The following is a 17,966-nucleotide window of genomic DNA, read 5'->3' as shown; positions in this document are numbered from 1 at the left end:
GAACGGTTTTGAAGGGTCAGAAAGAAACTCTGTAAAATCCGCTGCGGCATGAGGGTGCGCGCCGGACACAGCCGTGTCCGGGACGCCGCGACTCGCTCGACAACCTCGCCGAAGCACCGGCGTGTGCGCCGCTCAAGGGAAGATAAGCAACAGATGAAAGCGCCCAGCAACCTGATTACTGGTGAAGTGCGGACGAAAATCCGCGGCATGATTCTCGCCTCGGAACTCAAGCCTGGGCAGCGCCTGATTGAAGACGACTTGATTCAGTTGCTCGGCGTTGGCCGCACACCGGTGCGCGAAGCGCTCCTGATCTTGCAAGGCGAAGGCTTCATCGCCCGCAATCGCGGCTGGGAAGTGCAGGGCGTCGAGCACCTTCAGGTACACGCCATTTTCGAGAGCCGCGCCGCCATCGAAGCGGAGACCGCCCGTTTGGCCGCCCGCAAGATCACGCCCGAGGCCTGCGACGCGCTCGCCGCGCTCATCGAGCAGATGGAGCCCAGCTCGCACCTGCCACGTCTCGCACTCAACCGCCTGAACAGCGAATTCCACGATTTGATCGTCAAAGCTGCCGATAACGTCGTGCTGGCGCAGTTTCACGAGCGCATTCAGTTCTATTACTGGGCGCTGCGCGTTCCGGTCATGTTCTCCGACGAGCAACTGCGCGCGACCAACGTGCAACACCGTGAATTGCTCGACGCGCTGCGCGCCCACGATGAAGCCCGCGCGGCCGAGATCGCACGCCATCACGTCGTGACGACCATGGATATCGTCGAACCCGCCCTGCCGCGCTAAGTCACCGGCACGCACCGACGCTCGCCCACGCGCGATCAACCAGGTGGTTACGCCGATTCGCAAGCACCCCGCCTGCATACATTCCACATACAAGCCATTTAGCCCCGCTCGGAGGCTGCCGCCGACATCGGCCAAGGGGTAGCGCTACCCCAGACACGCCAAACGGCCAGCGCGCTTCCCCTCGTTTCCGATCAGCGGACCAAATATCCGGCGACGCGCCAGCGGCCATCCACGCCGTACACCATCGTGACCATTTCTTGGCCGTCGGCCTTGTTCTGGAACGCCGTGTCGTACTGAATCACGACGTACTCGCCCTCAGGCTGACCGGGAATGGTGCGCGTGAACACCGCGTCTTTGACCTTGCGCGATTGCACCTTGCCCAACGGGGCGCGTGCGGCGCTCAGACTCTGGGTCCATGCGTCGGCCGGCAGCGAGCGCTGAAACACGGCGGCGGCTTGCTCCCAGCTTTGCTCGGCGCGGTTGATATCGACCAGACCGAGCCAGAGATTCGCCGCTTCGAGCGCGGGCTTCACATCGCGGTTGATGTCCGTGGCCGGGCTCACGCCGCTGGCCGGCGTCGCAAACAGCGGCGGCTGGGCCGAACGACGCGCCATCGGTTCCTGTGCCTGCGCCTGCGCCGCGCTCAGACCGGCGGCTGTGGCGACGGCAAATATCAGGAAGCGGTGAAGACGGGACATCGACATGACAAAAACTCCTAGAGATAGACGGTAAACCATAACCCGGCCATTCTACTGGCGTGTAACGCGCACAGCGGCGTACATTACAATGCACTACACACGCCCGCCTTCCCCCCGCCGGCCTTCGCCATGTTGACGACGTCTCTGCTCGCGATCACTGCCCTGCTCAGCTTCATGATGTTGCTGATCATCGGCTCGCTGGTACGCTCGCGCGTCGCCGGGGTGCGCGAATGGTGCTGGGCCAACGTGGCCGTCCTCGTCTCGCTGCCCTTATTTGCGCTGCGCGGCCATGTCCCCGACTTCCTTTCGATTCCTGTCGCCAACGTGATGCTGGGCAGCGGCCTGCTGCTCTATTACGCCGGATGTGCGCGCTTTCTCGGCCGCTCGCCGCACTGGCCGGTGCTCGGGGCGTCGCTCGGCGTGCTGACCGGATCCATGCTGTTTTGGTATTACGGCAACGAGAACACGCAAGTGCGGGTGGTGATCGTGTCGACGTATCACGCGGTGGTGCTGCTGGCCACGGCGGTGCTCATCATGCGGCACATTCCCCCCAAGCGGCATCCCTATAACTATTGGCTGACGGCAGGTCTCGCGGTCGCGTTTGCGATTGGCCACATGGTGCGCGGCACCGTGTTCGGCTGGGCACCGGCCCCGGGGCCCGACTTGATGGGCCCGTCGACCTTCAACGCCGTGATGCTCATCATTGGCGCGGTGGTCATGCCGGCCATGACCATGGGGTCGGTCATGATGATTCACGACGCGATGCTCGCCACCGCCGAGGAAGCCGCCAATCGCGACTACCTGACCGGCGCACTCTCGCGCAAGCATTTCGACCTGCTCGCGCGGCAGGAGATGGCACGGGCACTCTCACGCGGCTGGCCGCTGTCGATCGTGGTCATCGATCTCGATCATTTCAAGCAGATCAACGACACGCACGGCCACGCGGGCGGCGACACGGTGCTGCGCGAATTCGTCAGGCTGGTACGCGACGGACTGCGCGAGGGCGATATCTTCGGACGGTTAGGCGGCGAGGAATTTGCCGTGCTGTTACCCGGCACCGATACGCCGGGGGCGATCCGCATCGCCGAGCGTCTGCGCGCGCAGGCCAGTCGGCATCTGGTAGCGGGGCCGTTCGGCGTTTGTCATTACACGCTGAGCGGTGGGGTAGCGACATGGCACGAGCACGAGAGTCTCGAAGCGCTGTGCATGCGTGCCGACCGTGCGTTGTATGCCGCGAAAATTTCCGGGCGCAATCTCGTGCTCTCGGACGTGCTGTCGAGCGACGAGACGGCGCCGGAAGCGGGCTGACCCAACGCGCGTCGAATTCTGGCGGCTGGACCGACTGCGGCTAACGTCAGCCGGCGGCCTCTGGGAAGAACTCCCGATGCATTCGCGCAATATAGTCGGTGAGGTTCGGGTGCTTCTCGATCTCATCGCGCAGCGGGTGCTTGAACTGAGGTGCCATTGCGCTCGCCATGAAGGCAAATGCCGTGGCATCCGCACCGCACGGCGAACTCCCGAAAAAGTACGGCTTGTCGCCCAGCATCTGGGCCGCTGCCTGCGCGCCCCGGGCGAGCAATTGCTGTTGCTCTTCGGGTGAATAGCGCAGGGTGCCCTGGCCTTGGAGTGTGCCGCGGATCTTGCGGCGAATAAACGCTTCCGCCACCGGACGCACCGGCCACGGAATCGACTTGAAGAACGACGCCGGTCCCTTGGCGAAATTCTCGTCGTCGCACCAGCGCGCCTGCACCACGTGCCAATAGAAGTGGTCCTCCAGCGCCTTCTCGAACATCCACGCCGCGCCGCGTTGTTCCGGCGCGAGGCTGGCATCGAAGTCGAACCCGTACTTGCGCTCGATATGCAGGCGAATCAGTGTCGAGTCCGGCACGATCTGCCCGTCGTCGTCGATGAACGGCAACTTGCCTTTCGGCGCGCGCCGAAAGCCGCCGCGATCCGTTTGATAGGTCAGCCCGGCGAGCTTGAGCAGCATATGGGCTTTGATGACGAACGGGCTGGCATCGGGCAGTCCGAACGCCGGACCGAAGGTGTACAGGGTCAACATCGTGGCCAAACTCCTGCGCAAATGAGGGCGTGTAGTGGGTTGAAAGCGGGTTGAAGGCGGGTCGAAAAGCTTTGGCGCAGAGTATTACATGAGTGCGCGTGCGCGCGGTCGATGTCGCGTTCACGTCACTCGCGCACTGTGCTTTTATACAGTATTATGTCACCCAATCGAGGGACCTTTTCATGGAAACAATCGACTGGGATCAATTGGCGCTAAGCGCCGCCGAGCGGGATCTTGCGGGCGTCGTTCGCGAGATTGCCGCGCGCTTTGCACAGCACGGCCACCAAGCATCTGGCGCAGCCGCGCGGCTCGACTGGCGCACGCTCGTGGCTATCGCCGACGAAGCCGAAGCGGATATCGGGCTGCATGCACGCCATGAGGCGTGGGTGCTCGCGCATGTGCTGCGTTTGCCGGGCGACGAAGCTTTGCGCCGCGAGGGCGAATTGCCGCCGCTCGACGCGAGTGTCGATCTGAGCTGGCCCGACGCCCCGACACCGGCCGTGTTTCGCGCCATCGTGGCCGCGTTCGCCGGAGAAGACGCATTGGCGGAAGACATGACGGCCTACGCAGCAACCAAGTCCAGCAACGCGACGCCGCGTGCGGCGTCGCCCCACGCCGGTGGATCGGCATACTCGGCTTGAATCAAGACGCTCAAGACGAAAGCGTGGCAGACGCAACGCCCATCGATCCGGACGCCCTCGCCCGCTCCTTGCCCGCCCCCATGGTCTTCGTCGATTTGGAGACCACCGGCGGCAATGCGCTGGCTGACCGCATCACGGAAATTGGCGTGGTCGAGGTCGGGCCGCATGGTATCGAACAATGGAGTACGTTGCTCGATCCGGCAGAGTCGATCCCGCCGTTCATCCAGCAACTGACCGGCATCACTAACGAGATGGTGCGCGGGCAACCGTCGTTCGAGACCTTGGCGCAGGGTCTCGCGGAGCGTCTGCAAGGCAAGTTGTTCGTGGCCCACAACGCCCGATTCGACTATGGCTTTCTCAAGAATGAATTCCGTCGTGCGGGCATTTCGTTTCAAGCGGACGTTCTGTGTACCGTCAGGCTCTCGCGACTGTTATTCCCGGCGGCGGCTCGCCATGGCCTCGACGCACTGATCGCCCGTTTTGGTCTCGAACCGCTGGGCCGTCACCGCGCGCTCGCCGACGCCGACCTGCTCTGGCAGTTCTGGCAAAAAATCCACACGATTTACCAGCCCGAGCTGATCGAGCAAGCGGTGCAACGGGTTACCAAGCGCGCCAGCCAGCCGCCGCAGTTGCCTGACGAAGCGATCGACGCGTTGCCTGCCGCGCCTGGTGTTTATCTGTTTTACGGTGAAGGCGATACGTTGCTCTACGTCGGCAAGAGCGTCGACATTCGTGCGCGGGTGCGCTCGCACTTCTCCAGCGACCATCAGGTCGCCAAAGACCTGCGGATCTCGCAGGAAATTCGGCGCGTAGAAGCACGGCGTACGGCGGGCGAACTCGGCGCGTTGTTGCTCGAATCGCAATTGGTCAAGCAATTGCAGCCGATTCATAACCGGATGTTGCGGCGTGCATCGAGCCTCTACAGCTGGCAAATCGACGCGCAAAGCGACACGCCGCAACTGGTGAACGCCCGCACAGTCGACTTCGCCAGCGCAGGCGCGCTCTACGGCACGTTCTCGTCGCGCAACCGTGCGGAGATGGCGCTGCGCACGCTCGCCGACGAGCATCGGCTTTGCTGCGCACAACTCGGACTGGAGAAACGCGAGGCCGGACGCCCGTGTTTCGGCTATCAGGTCAAGCGATGCGACGGCGTGTGTATCGGCGAAGCGCCGCTCGCGCCGCACACGACGCGCCTGCGTGAAGCGCTGGCGACATTGCAATTGCAGACATGGCCTTACGACGGGCCGATCGCGATTGAAGAGCGTGCCGCGCCGGTCGCTGGCCATGCGAAAGTCGATGCACACGACGACGCAGATACCGATGCCCCCGACGTGGAATACCACCTGATCGACCGTTGGCAATACCTCGGCAGCGTACGTACGCGCGAGGCGCTGGACGACCTGCTCGACAACATGCCGCCCGTCACGGGCTTCGATCCCGATATTTACCGGTTGCTCGGACGACGCTTGGCGGCCTCGGCACCGGCAACCCCGTTAGTGATCGTTCACCTCACACGCCCCGCCTTCCGCTTAAGTCCCGTCGAGCCGCCGCAGGAAACCGCACCGAAGCAGCCGCGTGTGGCGTTGTTGCGTCGTCGCGCCCCGCGCCCGGAAGACCCGGCGCAATATCGTTTGCCGTTCGACGCAAAATAAACGCACGATAAATCTCTTTCCGCGCATCCCATCTCCGCCCCCTCGCAACACCCCCGGTCACCCACTGGCCGGGCGTCACCTCGGCTCGCGCCGTCGTCAGAAGCCCTCGCAGCGCCCCCTCACAGCAGCCCACACCTCCCCATCCATTTATTTCCCCGCCGCCGTCACCTAGGCAAAACCCTCCTTTGCACCGTACGGCATGAGCATATAAATATTAAGTATTTGCAAGACGCATGCTGATGGCCGAAGAATACGCAATCCGAATACAACAAGAATTGCCACTTCTGCGGCCGCGGCAACGTCGATGACCGGACGGCGCGCAAGGGACTTTTGCCCTCTCGCGCCCCGCCATTTGCCGTTCCACCCCACCGAGCACGATGGAATTACGCCAACTCGAAGCCTTCGCGGCGGTCATGTCGACCGGCAGTATTACTGCGGCCGGACGCCTGCTCGGACGCTCGCAGCCCGCGATCACCCGGATGATTCAGGAGCTCGAAGCCGAAATCGGCTACGCGCTGTTCACCCGCAGCGGCCCGCGTGTCACGCCGACCGAACAAGGCTTTCTGCTCTTCGAAGACGTGGAGCACGTGCTCGCCGGGTTGCAGCAGATTCGCGCCCGCGCCGACGAAATTGCTCGCGGCCAGACCCGGCCCCTGCATATCGCGGCCACGTCGGCGTTGGCCGCCGGCCTCGTGCCTGCCGCCCTCGCCTTGCCGGGCCTCGCACGCGACAGCATCCAGATTCAGATGCGCAGCACCTCGCCCGAGCAAGTCGTGCATGCCGTGCTCACCGGTGCCGCCGACATTGGCGTGACCAGCCTGCCGCTCGAACATCGCGGCATCGTCGTGCACTGGATCGGCGAATCGGCCTGTGTCGCCGCCGTGCGCAGCGACGATCCGCTAGCCGCCTACGATCGCCTGCCACTGGCCGAGTGCGTCGGCCGCCGCATCATCACGATGCAGAACCCCTACCGCCTGCGCCGCCGCCTCGATCAGGCATTCAGTCAGGCAGGCGTCGCACCGGTCGGTCTGATTGAAACCAACGCGTCGATCAACGCCATGACAGCCGTGCGTGCCGGTCTGGGCGTTGCCGTGCTCGAACCTGTCACGGCCTACGGCTTGCCGCTGGCCGATGTGGCCGTGCGCCCGATCGACGCCGACATCCCGTTCTTCTTCGGCGTCATCACGCGTGACGCCCGCGCACCGTCACCGGCCGCCCTCGCGTTTGTCGACGCGCTGGCCGAAGCCGCCCGCACGCTACTGCCCGATTTCGCGCAGCGCGCCGCTACCGAACACGCCCAAGTTTTGCAGTCGCTGTACGGCGATCTGCCCGCCCCCAAGGAAGCCCTGTCGTCATGACTCAGTCCCCGACATCCGCCATCGGCCTGCCTGCGCTCGAAACGCGCCTGCGTCAGGACCTCGCCTGGCTCGAACTCCCTGCCAAGCGCTGGGTGCCTGCCCGCACGCACGACGGCCAGCCCGTGCTCGACGTCGCCATCATCGGCGGCGGCATGGCCGGTTTGGCCGCTGCCACCTCGCTCACGCATCTGGGTGTGGGCGCAGTGATCTTCGATCAGTCGCCGCGCGGCTTCGAGGGCCCGTGGGCCACCACCGCACGCATGGAAACGCTGCGCTCGCCCAAGCAATTGACCGGCCCCGCACTCGGCCTGCCCGCACTGACCTTCCGCGCATGGTTCGAAGCCCAGTTCGGTCTCGACGCGTGGGATGCGCTCGACAAGATTCCGCGTCTGCAATGGATGGACTACCTGCGCTGGTATCGCGACGTGCTCGCCATCGACGTGCGTAACGAGCACCGCATCACCGCCATCACGCCGCGTGACGACGGTCTGGTCGCGTTGTCCGTCACGTCTGCCGAAGGCGACACCATCGTCTATGCCCGCCACGTTGTGCTGGCCACCGGCCGCGACGGCCTGGGCGGTGCGACGGTGCCCGCGTTCGCACGCGATCTGCCGCGCCGCTTCTGGGCGCACTCGTCCGACGAGATGGATTACGCAACGCTGCGCGGCAAACGCGTGGGCGTGATCGGCGCAGGCGCCTCGGCCATGGACAGCGCCGCCACCGCGCTCGAAGCCGGTGCCGCGAGCGTCGATCTACTCATTCGCCGCGCCGATATTCCGCGCATCAACAAAGGCAAAGGCGCAGGCAACCCGGGGCTCACCCACGGCCACCTGAACTTGCCCGACGAATGGAAGTGGCGCATTCGCCATTACGTGAATGCCCAGCAAGTGCCGCCGCCGCGTGGCAGCACGCTGCGAGTGTCGCGTCACGAGAACGCTCGCTTCAATCTGGGAGCACCGATTCTCGACGTCACGCCGGTGGGCGACGAAATTCACGTGCGCACCGCCAAGGGCACGTTCGTGCTCGACTTCCTCGTGTTCGCCACGGGTTTTCGCATCGATATCGCAAGCCGTCCGGAATTCGCACCGTTCGCGCAGTACGTCCGCAAGTGGAGCGATCGCTATGCGCCGGCTGCGGGCGACGAAGATGCCGAACTCTCCGACTCGCCCGACCTCGGACCGACGTTCGAATTCCTGGAAAAGACGCCGGGCACGTGCCCGGGTCTCGAGCGCATTCATTGCTTCTGCGCACCCGCCACGCTCACGCACGGCGCGGTCTCCGGCGATATCCCCGCCGTGAGCGAAGGGGCAAAGCGTCTCGCACAAGGGCTGGCCGGTACGTTCTATCGCGAAGACGTCGCCCACCATTACGCCAACATGGAAGCGTACGAGGAGCCGGAAGTCTACGGCGACGAATGGACACCCGCCCCGCCGCCGCCAGCACTTGACGGCAACGACAGCCGTGGTGGCGACAGCGCGGCTCGCGAGGAGCGCATCGCATGAGTGCCTGGATTCTGCGCCGCGTACTCCAAGCGGTGTTCGTTGTGTGGCTGATGACGCTCATCGTGTTCGTCGGCCTGCATGCCATTGGCAACCCCGTCGACATCCTGATCGGTCAGGACGTCGATCAGGTCGACCGCGCGCGCATCATCGCGCAGCTCGGGCTCGACCAGCCGTTGTGGCGTCAGTACCTGTCGTTCCTCGGTGGTGCCTTGCATGGTGAGTTGGGCAACAGCTTCGTCTATAACGTGCCCGCGATTCAGCTGATTCTGCAACGCCTGCCGGCCACGCTCGAACTGGCGGTCTCCGCGCTGATTCTTGCGGTGTTCATCGGCATTCCGCTCGGCTTGTTCGCGGGGCTGTATCCGCGCAACCCGATCTCGAAAGTGTTGATGACCGGCAGCATCGTCGGCTTCTCGCTGCCCACGTTCTGGGTCGGCCTGATGCTGATCATGTTCTTCTCCGTGCATCTGGGCGTGCTGCCCGCGAGCGGGCGCGGCGCGACGGTGAGCGTGTTCGGCGTGGAATGGTCGTTCCTGACGGTCGACGGCTTGCGTCACTTGATTTTGCCTGCGCTCAATCTGGCGCTGTTCAAGATCTCGCTCGTGCTGCGTCTCACCCGCGCGGGTGTCGCTGAAGTGCTGCCGCAAGACTTCGTGAAGTTCGCGCGTGCCAAGGGGCTCTCGCCGCTGCGCATCGTCGTTGTGCACGTGCTGCGCAACACGTTGATTCCGCTAGTGACCGTGCTCGGTATCGAGTTCGGCTCGACCATTGCCTTCGCTGTGGTCACCGAAACCGTGTTCTCGTGGCCCGGCGCGGGCAAGCTCATTCTCGACAGCATCAACTCACTGGACCGTCCGGTGATCGTGGCGTATCTCATCGTTGTGGTGTGCCTGTTCGTGTCGCTCAATCTGATCGTGGACGTGCTCTATAAGTGGCTCGATCCGCGTGTGCGCGTGGAGGCCGCTGCCTGATGTCACTCAATCTTTCTCCTAACGGCGCGCCGCCTTCGCCGGTCGTTGCAGAGCCAGTGCCGATGCGCCGCGAATCGCCTTGGCAGCAAGGCTTGCACGAGTTCCTTCGCTCGAAGAGTGCGGTGCTTGGTCTGATCGTGTTTATCGTGCTGATCGCCGCAGCCCTCGCCGCGCCGTGGATCACGCCGCAAAATCCGTACGACCTGATGCAGCTCGACGTCATGGACGCGCGCCTGCCGCCGGGCACCGCTAACGGCGCCGCCACGTTCACGTACTGGCTCGGCACGGACGGTCAAGGCCGCGACCTGCTCTCGGGCATCATCTACGGCCTGCGTATCAGTTTGGGCGTGGGTGTCGGCTCGGCACTGATCGCGGGCATTCTCGGCACGATTCTCGGGCTGGTGGCCGCTTACGCAGGCGGTCGCGTCGACGCGCTCATCATGCGACTGGTCGACCTGCTGTTGTCGTTCCCGTCAATTCTCGTCGCGCTGATGATCCTCGCCTACGTGGGCAAAGGCATCGGCAACGTGGTGCTCACGCTTGTGGTGCTGGAATGGGCTTACTTCGCGCGCACCGCACGCGGGCAGGCGCTCGTCGAATCGCGACGCGAGTATGTGGAAGCGGCACGCTGCCAGGCGATTCCGAACTGGCGCATCGTGCTCGGCCATATCTTGCCGAACTGCCTGCCGCCGCTCATCGTCGTGGGTTCGTTGCAAGTCGCGCGTGCCATCACGCTCGAAGCGACGCTATCGTTTCTCGGCCTTGGCGTGCCGATTACCGAGCCGTCGCTCGGCCTGCTCATCGCCAACGGCTATCAGACCATGCTCTCCGGTGAATACTGGATCAGCGTGTATCCCGGCCTCGCCCTGCTCGTCACGGTCGTCGCCATCAATCTCGTAGGCGATCGCCTGCGCGATGTGTTCAATCCGAGGTTGCAGAAATGAGCGGCGCGCCGTCTTCTCCCCCCGCTACGCCACTCACGCTGGAAGTTCGCAACCTGCGCACGCAATTCTTCACGCGAGCAGGCACACTGCCCGCAGTCGACGACGTGTCGTTCTCGCTGCCGGCGGGTCACATCATGGGGCTCGTGGGCGAGTCGGGCTCGGGCAAGTCGGTCACCGGCTTTTCCATCATGGGGCTGGTCGATGAACCGGGTCGCATCGTCGGTGGCGAAGTGCTGTTTCAGGGGCGTGACCTCACGCGCCTGAAACCGGCCGAGTTGCGGCACTTGCAAGGCAATCGCATCGCGATGATCTTTCAAGATCCGATGATGACGCTCAACCCGGTGCTGCGCATCGACGTGCAGATGATCGAAGCCGTGCGGGCGCACCAGAACGTGTCGAAAGCGCAGGCGCGCGAACTGGCACGCGACACGCTCGGCATGATGGGCATTCCCAGCCCCGACGAGCGTCTGCGCGCGTATCCGCATCAGCTCTCGGGCGGCATGCGTCAGCGCGTGGCCATTGCAATTGCCATGCTGCACCGCCCCGATCTGATCATCGCCGACGAGCCGACCACCGCGCTCGATGTCACCATTCAGGCGCAGATTCTCTCGGAAGTGCAGAAGCTCGCGCGCCAGCACGGCACAGCGCTGATCTGGATTACGCACGATCTATCGGTGGTGGCCGGGTTGGCCGACACCGTGGCCGTGATGTACGCGGGCCGCATCGTCGAACAAGGGGCGGTCGATGCGGTGCTCGACGCGCCGCAACACCCGTACACGGCAGGGCTGATCGGTAGCCTGCCCAGTTTGAACAAGCGCGGTCAGCGTCTGCGTCAGATTCCCGGCATGGCGCCGAATCTGCTCACGATGCCCGCCGGTTGCGCGTTCTCGACGCGCTGCGCGTATGCCACGGCGGCGTGCAACGTGCGCCCCGAGATGACGCAAACGTCGCCGGGCCGTCTGGTGCGTTGCTTCCACCCGGGCGCTGCGCTGCAAAAGGAGATGGTATGACCACCGCACAACCCAACAGCCCGCAGGGTCATCACGGCGCTGGCGGCACGCGTGCGGCGGCGGCACCTGCCACGTTGCCCGCGCCGATCGTCGCGCTGCGCGGCGTGAGCAAGCGCTTTGGCGAGCGGCACGTCGGCGCTGCCGGGCGTCTGCTCGAACGCGTTGGCCTCTCGCATCCGCCCGCCGTCGTGCGCGCGGTCGATAACGTCGATCTGGTCGTCAAGCCGGGCGAAGTCGTTGGCCTCGTGGGCGAGTCGGGCTGCGGCAAGTCCACGCTCGGGCGCATGCTCGCGGGCCTGCTCAAGCCGACGTCGGGCGAAGTCCAGATTCATGGCCGTCCCGCCAATGCGCTGAGCGACGAAGAGAAACGTGACGCGCGGCTGAAGATTCAGATGATCTTTCAAGACCCGTACGCGAGTCTGAACCCGCGTCTGCGCATCGACCGCATCGTCGGTGAAGGCGCGCTGGTGCATGGGCTGACGGACCGCGCCGGGTTCGACGATTATGTGAGTGCGCAATTGCAACGTGCGGGGCTCGACCCGGCGCTGCGTCATCGCTATCCGCACCAGTTCAGCGGCGGGCAGCGTCAGCGTATCGGTATCGCGCGCGCGTTGGCCGTGCAGCCCGATCTGCTCGTGTGCGATGAGGCGGTGGCTGCGCTCGACGTGTCAATTCAGGCGCAGATTCTCAATCTGTTCATGGATCTGCGCGAGCAGCTCAAGCTCACGTACGTGTTCATCAGCCATGACCTTGGCGTGGTCGAGCATTTGTCGGATCGTGTGGTGATTATGTATCTCGGCCGTGTGGTCGAGAGTGCGCCGGTCGAGGAAGTGTTCCGCCGCCCGAACCATCCGTACACGCAGGCACTGCTCGCCGAGATTCCGCGCATCGACGTGCGTCACAAGACGTTCTCCGCCATTCGCGGCGAAATTCCGAGCCCGATTGCGCCGCCGAGCGGTTGTCACTTCCATCCGCGCTGTCCGCATGCGATGCCGCGTTGCCGCACGGAAGTGCCGACGCTGCGTGGCGTGGCGATCAATCACGTGAGCGCATGTCACTTGAACGACGCTTGAGTTATTTCACGGCGTGAGCTGACTTCGGTTGGCGTCACGTCAGACCTTCTTTCATTCATCAACGACCAGGATTGCCGATAATGAAACGCTTCTTGTTGTCCTCGTTAGCCGCTGCGTTGCTCGTCACGAGCGCTGCGGCCTCTGCACAAAACGCCCAAAGCTCGACCTTGCGTATCGCGTTTGCCGATCCGCTCTCCTCGCTCGATCCGCAGTTGAACAACCACGCGGGCGACCGCTCGGTCGATCTGCACTTCTGGGATCTGCTCGTCGAGAACAAGTGGAACAAGCTGCAACCGGGCCTCGCCGTGTCGTGGAAGGCGCTCGACGCCAAGACGTGGGAATTCAAGCTGCGCCCGAACGTGAAGTGGCACGATGGCCAGCCGTTCACCGCCGCCGACGTGATCTATTCGTACACGCGCGCACGTAACGTGCCGGGCAGCGTGGCTACGTTCGCGGGCTATCTGCGCACGATCGAGACGATGAGCGCGCCCGATCCGCTCACGCTCGTCGTGAAGACCAAGATTCCGAATCCGGACCTGCCGCTGAACCTTGCGTCGGTGCATATCGTGAGCAAGCACGTCGGCGAGAAGTCGAACACCGACGACTACAACGCCGGGCGCGCGATGGTCGGTACCGGTCCGTTCAAGTACGTGTCGTACACGCCGGGTGACCGCGTGGAGATGGTGCGTAACGACAGCTACTGGGCCGGTAAGTCGGAGTGGGAGAAGGTCGACTATCGCTACATCAACAACGGTGCGGCACGTACCGCTGCGTTGCTCGCTGGCGACGTCGATGTGATCGACAAGGTGTCGGCGTCGGACATTCCGCGCCTGAAGAAGTCGCCGAATGTGACGGTGTATCCGTACCCGGGTCTGCGTGTGATGCTGTTGCAACCGACGTTCCGCGACGGTCCGAACGATTTCATCACCGACAACAACGGCAAGCCGCTCGCCAAGAACCCGCTGCTCGATGTGCGCGTTCGCCGTGCGCTGTCGCTCGCCATCAACCGTGACGCGATTGTGTCGCGCATCATGCAAGGCACGGCTAGCGAGGCCAATCAGTGGATGCCGAAAGATACGTTCGGCTACAACCCTGACGTGAAGAACATTCCGTTCGACGCCGCGCAAGCGAAGAAACTGCTTGCTGACGCCGGCTTCCCGCAAGGCTTCAAGCTCACGATGCACGTGCCGAACGACCGTTATCCGCAAGGTCCGGAAACGGCACAGGCGGTGGCGCAATTCTGGACGCGCATCGGTGTGAAGACGCAAGTGGAAGTGGTGCCTTGGGCCGTGTACTCGGGCCGCGCGAACAAGAACGACTACGCCATGACGATGCTCGCATGGGGCAACGGTACGGGTGAAGCGAGCTACGCGCTCGTGAACGTGCTGGCGACCGTGGATGCGAAGAAGGGGCTGGGCGCGTCGAACTGGGGTCACTACAGCAACCCGGCAGTGGACAAGGCACTCGATGCGTCGACGGCCGAGTTCGACGAAGCCAAGCGCGAAGCGATTCTGCGTCAGTCGGTGAAGGTGGTGTCGGACGACGTGGGCGTGATTCCGCTGTATCACTACCAGAACATCTGGGCAGCCCGTAAGGGTCTGAAGGTCACGCCGTTCACGAGCGATCGTACGGTGGCGATGCAAGTGACCAAGGCCGCGAAGTAAGCGGACGCCACGAGACTTATCGCCTTATGACGTCATCGCTCATTCTCACGGCAACACCCGCCGATGCGCTGATCGACGTACCGCGCCACCTGATGGTGCGCGGTGCGGCGCCCGGGGCACGCGTCACACTGACCGCCCACACCGCGCGTGCGGGTGGCGTGGTGTGGCACGCGGAAGCCACGTTCGTGGCCGACGCCGAGGGCTGTGTCGACGTGGCGCGCGATGCGCCCGTCGCTGGCAGCTATCAAGGCGTGTCGGCCATGGGACTCATCTGGTCGCAAGTGCCTGAAGACGGCAAGAGCCGCGACGTGTTCCCTGCGCCGGTGACCGCGCCGTTGGTGACGACGGTTGTGGCGCAGGCGGATGCTGGTTCAGCTTCCGTCTCCTTCACGCAGCGTCTGGCCGCCGAAGGCGTCACCCGTCGCGAAGTGCGCGAGGATGGACTCGTCGGCACGTTGTACCTGCCGCCGGGCGACGGTCCGCATCCTGCCGTCATGATCCTCAACGGCTCGGGCGGCGGGATCAACGAGCCGCGCGCGGCGCTCTATGCTTCGCACGGTTACGCTGCCTTCGCACTGGGGTATTTCAAGACGCCGGGTTTGTCGGACTACATCTCCAACACGCCGCTGGAGTACTTCGCCAAGGGCATGGACTGGCTGCGCCGTACGGTGAAACCTGCGCATGACTTCGTGGCGCTGTCGGGCCAGTCGCGCGGCGGCGAACTCGTGCTGCTACTCGGTGCGACGTTCCCGGAGGCCGTGTCGGCCGTCGTCGGCTATGTGCCGAGCGCGTTGATTCACAGTGCGCAGAACGCCTGCGATCCGGCATTGGGCCGCGAAGGCCCGACGTGGTTGCTGGATGGCAAGCCGCTGCCGCACATCTGGGAAAACAATCGCACGGCATCGTGGGCACCGTTTGACGAAGGGCCGCCGCCGCATCGTCATAACAAGGCGATGCTCACGGCGCTCGACGACGCGGATGCTGTGGCACGCGCCACGATTCCCGTCGAGAAGATTCGCGGGCCGGTGATGTTGCTGTCTGCCGAGGACGATGGCTCATGGCCGTCGAGCCGATATTCGCGCATGGTGACAGACCGGCTGGCTGCGCATAACCATCCGTATCCGGTCGAGCATCTCGACTTCGCACGCGCCGGACACGCCATCGTGTTTCCGTTTGTGCCGACGACGCAACTCGTCTACGCGCATCCCGTTTCGGGCAAGATCAGCACCGGCGGCGGTGAGCCGGATGCCAATGCACTCGCCGATCAACGTTCGTGGAGCGCCGTTCAGGCGTTCCTCGCAAGAGCGGTGGCCGAGCGCGCCCAATCTCAAGGACAATCATGACCGCCAACACTCAATACGACATCGCTAGCGATCTCGTCGACCGCGTGGCCGGGCTCGAAGCCGGGTCGGCAACGCATACGCTGCGACATGCGCGCGACAAAGTCGCCGTGGCAACGCAAGGCAGCTACGAGGGGTTGTTCGATCCCGCGTTGGAGGGTATTTCGCTGGTGGAGCGCCTGCTGGTCGCGCTGTATGCCAGCCGTCTGACGCCCTCGCCGTCGCTCGCTGCGCACTATCGTGCGGAGTTGGGCAAACATTCGGTGGATGCGGTGCAGCTCGCCGCTGCGCAGACGGGCAAGCCGGAAGACTTGGCAGATGGGCGTCTGCGCGCGATGTTGATTTTCACGCGCACGCTGATCGAAAACCCGGTGGCTGGTGACAAGGCTGCCTTGCAGCAACTGCCGGCGGCAGGGTTGACCACGCCCGCCGTGGTGGCGCTCGCACAACTGATTGCGTTCCTGTCGTATCAGACGCGTCTGGTGGCAGGTCTGCAAGCTCTCAAACAATTGGCTCCCCGGGAGACGACAGCATGAGCGAGATCATCCGTTCGCACGGTTTTACCAACGAGTCGCTCGACTGGGATGCGTGGCTCGACGTAGTGTCGCTAGATCAGGCTTCGCCTGAGCAAGTTGCGGTGCTCGAGGAAAGCCATCCGAAGGCGAAGACATCGGATTACTACCTCTTCCTGGTGCATCAGCCGGAAGTGCTGCGTCAGCGCTCGGCGGCGTTCAACGCGATCATGTATGCGCCGGGCGGCATGCCGCGCGCTGAGCGTGAGTTGTCGACAACGGTGGTATCGCGCATCAACGGCTGCGTGTATTGCGCGTCGGTGCATGCACAGCGTTTCGAGCAACTGGCGAAGCGCAATGACGTGATTCGTGAAGTGTTCGATGAACCGCGTACTGCGGGTACGACCGAGCGCGAGAAGGCGATTGCGCAGTTCTCGATCGCGCTGACGGAAACGCCAGGAGATGTGCGTCCTGCGCAGTTGGAGGCGCTGCGGGATGTGGGCCTAACCGATGCGGAGATCCTCGACCTGATCCACTCGATCGCCATCTTCGCGTGGGCCAATCGCCTAATGCTGAATCTCGGCGAACCGGTGTTTCCGGAAGAGACGGCTGCGGCGTGAGGCTGAGATAAGGTTCGTCTCCAACAAAAAAACGCGCTGTCCTCGTTGAGGCAGCGCGTTTTGTTTTGCTCGAAGATCGATCGCTAATCCCATCGATTGGTGTCGAACAAACGGCGGCGCCAACCGTCCATGTGACGATTCAAACTGTCTTTGCCCATGTGATATTCACGACGCAGCTTTTCGGGGAGCGAACGCTGGGCTTTCTGGCGGCCGGTAATGGTCGTGTCGACGATCTGCTCGCAGTGAGAAACCACGGCGGGCGAGGTTGAGACCATGCGGATACCGTGCTCCCAGTTGCGATTCAACATATCGTCGACCGGATGCACCATACGCTTGCCGTAGGCTAGGAGCGTGAGTGCGGCGTCCCGGCGAATGAGATAGGCCTGTGTCCCACCGGGTTGTTTTCGGTGATCGTGGACGATGGCACCATCGGCGAGTCGTCCGACGGGCCAGCGACCGGCATCTCCACCTTCGTTCAGACGCATCACACCCCAAGGCGTTGATGTGTGAAATGCGTGGGCTAGGCGAGAGGCAAATCCGGGAGCCAGCCGAACATCGTCTTCGAGCACGCACCAGATATCGTCATTCGAGCGAGCGAGTTCTTGCCAGATTCGGTAGTGGCTGTCGTAACAACCAATTTCACCGAGCGTCAGATGATTGGCATAGGTCCGAAGCCGTGTTTGCGCGTCATAAGCAGGCGGATACTCGCGCGGACGTTCAGCGTCGAAGAACTTGAACGGGACGTTGGCGCGTTGAAGTTGTTCGGTAATGTGAGCTCGGCGGGTGTGGCTATCGGTCAAGGAAATGACGATAACGGGCGGGAGCTTCATCCCGGAGTTTGAAAGTTGGATCATCGGGTCTTTCGCGCAGCCTCAGGTAGCGAACTACGCATGAGCACTGCTCATATCGGCCTATAAAACAACCGACACGATAGACACCGAATGTGTCATCTCTCGCATCTTCCAAATAATTACCGAAAGCGAGATTTGACCGTTCAGATTTCACACGCCCAAAAGCAAAAACCCCTTGCTACTTTGGTAGCAAGGGGTTTTTAGGGGAGCCTGACGATTACCTACTTTCACACGGGTATCCGCACTATCATCGGCGTGGAGTCGTTTCACGGTCCT

General features: G+C 63.5%; 17 protein-coding genes. 14 read left to right on the top strand and 3 right to left on the bottom strand.

Annotated features, from left to right (window positions below; genetic code table 11):
- The first annotated feature begins 153 nt into the window (after positions 1-153).
- A complete protein-coding gene (locus ACPWR9_RS20180) occupies positions 154-792 on the top strand; it encodes a GntR family transcriptional regulator (RefSeq protein WP_426299999.1) in 639 nt (212 codons plus the stop codon).
- 191 nt (positions 793-983) lie between these two features.
- Here the strand turns inward: ACPWR9_RS20180 and ACPWR9_RS20175 are convergent, their stop codons facing one another.
- A complete protein-coding gene (locus ACPWR9_RS20175) occupies positions 984-1,496 on the bottom strand; it encodes a DUF4019 domain-containing protein (RefSeq protein ID WP_426299997.1) in 513 nt (170 codons plus the stop codon).
- A gap of 123 nt (positions 1,497-1,619) precedes the next feature.
- Here ACPWR9_RS20175 and ACPWR9_RS20170 point away from each other — a divergent pair, with 123 nt between their 5' ends.
- On the top strand, positions 1,620-2,798 hold the full coding sequence (locus ACPWR9_RS20170; RefSeq protein ID WP_426299995.1) for a GGDEF domain-containing protein: 1,179 nt from the start codon (positions 1,620-1,622) through the stop codon (positions 2,796-2,798).
- Between the two features lie 46 nt (positions 2,799-2,844).
- Here the strand turns inward: ACPWR9_RS20170 and ACPWR9_RS20165 are convergent, their stop codons facing one another.
- Positions 2,845-3,552 (bottom strand): glutathione S-transferase C-terminal domain-containing protein, encoded by a 708-nt coding sequence (locus ACPWR9_RS20165; protein WP_426299993.1) that lies wholly within the window; start codon positions 3,550-3,552, stop codon positions 2,845-2,847.
- A 182-nt stretch (positions 3,553-3,734) separates the two neighbouring features.
- Here ACPWR9_RS20165 and ACPWR9_RS20160 point away from each other — a divergent pair, with 182 nt between their 5' ends.
- The 12 genes from ACPWR9_RS20160 to ACPWR9_RS20105 all read left to right on the top strand — a co-directional run bounded on the left by ACPWR9_RS20160 (position 3,735) and on the right by ACPWR9_RS20105 (position 16,839).
- Positions 3,735-4,193 (top strand): DUF2471 family protein, encoded by a 459-nt coding sequence (locus tag ACPWR9_RS20160; protein ID WP_426299991.1) that lies wholly within the window; start codon positions 3,735-3,737, stop codon positions 4,191-4,193.
- A complete protein-coding gene (locus ACPWR9_RS20155; RefSeq protein WP_426299989.1) occupies positions 4,190-5,845 on the top strand; it encodes an exonuclease domain-containing protein in 1,656 nt (551 codons plus the stop codon). The genes ACPWR9_RS20160 and ACPWR9_RS20155 overlap by 4 nt, the downstream gene beginning before the upstream one ends.
- A 377-nt stretch (positions 5,846-6,222) precedes the next feature.
- On the top strand, positions 6,223-7,203 hold the full coding sequence (locus ACPWR9_RS20150) for a LysR substrate-binding domain-containing protein (protein ID WP_426299987.1): 981 nt from the start codon (positions 6,223-6,225) through the stop codon (positions 7,201-7,203).
- A complete protein-coding gene (locus ACPWR9_RS20145; RefSeq protein WP_426299985.1) occupies positions 7,200-8,705 on the top strand; it encodes an NAD(P)-binding domain-containing protein in 1,506 nt (501 codons plus the stop codon). Before ACPWR9_RS20150 ends, ACPWR9_RS20145 begins: the two co-directional genes overlap by 4 nt.
- A complete protein-coding gene (locus tag ACPWR9_RS20140) occupies positions 8,702-9,676 on the top strand; it encodes an ABC transporter permease (protein WP_426299983.1) in 975 nt (324 codons plus the stop codon). The genes ACPWR9_RS20145 and ACPWR9_RS20140 overlap by 4 nt, the downstream gene beginning before the upstream one ends.
- A complete protein-coding gene (locus ACPWR9_RS20135) occupies positions 9,676-10,620 on the top strand; it encodes an ABC transporter permease (protein ID WP_426299981.1) in 945 nt (314 codons plus the stop codon). Before ACPWR9_RS20140 ends, ACPWR9_RS20135 begins: the two co-directional genes overlap by 1 nt.
- Positions 10,617-11,630: an ABC transporter ATP-binding protein gene (locus ACPWR9_RS20130; RefSeq protein WP_426299979.1), complete on the top strand. Its 1,014-nt coding sequence runs from the start codon at positions 10,617-10,619 to the stop codon at positions 11,628-11,630. Before ACPWR9_RS20135 ends, ACPWR9_RS20130 begins: the two co-directional genes overlap by 4 nt.
- Before the next feature lie 74 nt (positions 11,631-11,704).
- Positions 11,705-12,703 carry an ABC transporter ATP-binding protein gene (locus tag ACPWR9_RS20125; protein ID WP_426300620.1) on the top strand — a complete coding sequence of 333 codons (999 nt, stop codon included), beginning with the start codon at positions 11,705-11,707 and terminating at the stop codon, positions 12,701-12,703.
- Between the two features lie 80 nt (positions 12,704-12,783).
- On the top strand, positions 12,784-14,367 hold the full coding sequence (locus ACPWR9_RS20120; protein WP_150681706.1) for an ABC transporter substrate-binding protein: 1,584 nt from the start codon (positions 12,784-12,786) through the stop codon (positions 14,365-14,367).
- Between the two features lie 26 nt (positions 14,368-14,393).
- The gene (locus ACPWR9_RS20115) at positions 14,394-15,710 is read left to right on the top strand and encodes an acyl-CoA thioester hydrolase/BAAT C-terminal domain-containing protein (RefSeq protein ID WP_426299977.1); all 1,317 of its coding nucleotides are present in this window, start codon (positions 14,394-14,396) and stop codon (positions 15,708-15,710) included.
- On the top strand, positions 15,707-16,243 hold the full coding sequence (locus ACPWR9_RS20110; RefSeq protein WP_426299975.1) for a CMD domain-containing protein: 537 nt from the start codon (positions 15,707-15,709) through the stop codon (positions 16,241-16,243). Before ACPWR9_RS20115 ends, ACPWR9_RS20110 begins: the two co-directional genes overlap by 4 nt.
- Positions 16,240-16,839, top strand: a complete 600-nt coding sequence (locus tag ACPWR9_RS20105; protein ID WP_426299973.1) for a peroxidase-related enzyme — start codon at positions 16,240-16,242, stop codon at positions 16,837-16,839. The genes ACPWR9_RS20110 and ACPWR9_RS20105 overlap by 4 nt, the downstream gene beginning before the upstream one ends.
- An 83-nt stretch (positions 16,840-16,922) precedes the next feature.
- On the opposite strand, the gene ACPWR9_RS20100 is transcribed toward ACPWR9_RS20105, so the two are convergent.
- Positions 16,923-17,693, bottom strand: coding sequence for a glycosyltransferase family 25 protein (locus ACPWR9_RS20100; protein ID WP_426299971.1), 771 nt, complete (start codon positions 17,691-17,693; stop codon positions 16,923-16,925).
- Positions 17,694-17,966: the final 273 nt, after the last annotated feature.

It is taken from the genome of Pandoraea pneumonica, assembly GCF_049918595.1.
Taxonomy (GTDB): domain Bacteria; phylum Pseudomonadota; class Gammaproteobacteria; order Burkholderiales; family Burkholderiaceae; genus Pandoraea; species Pandoraea pneumonica_A.
The sequence above is the reverse complement of the archived record's forward strand: the minus strand, read 5'-3'. Positions and strand labels throughout refer to the sequence as shown.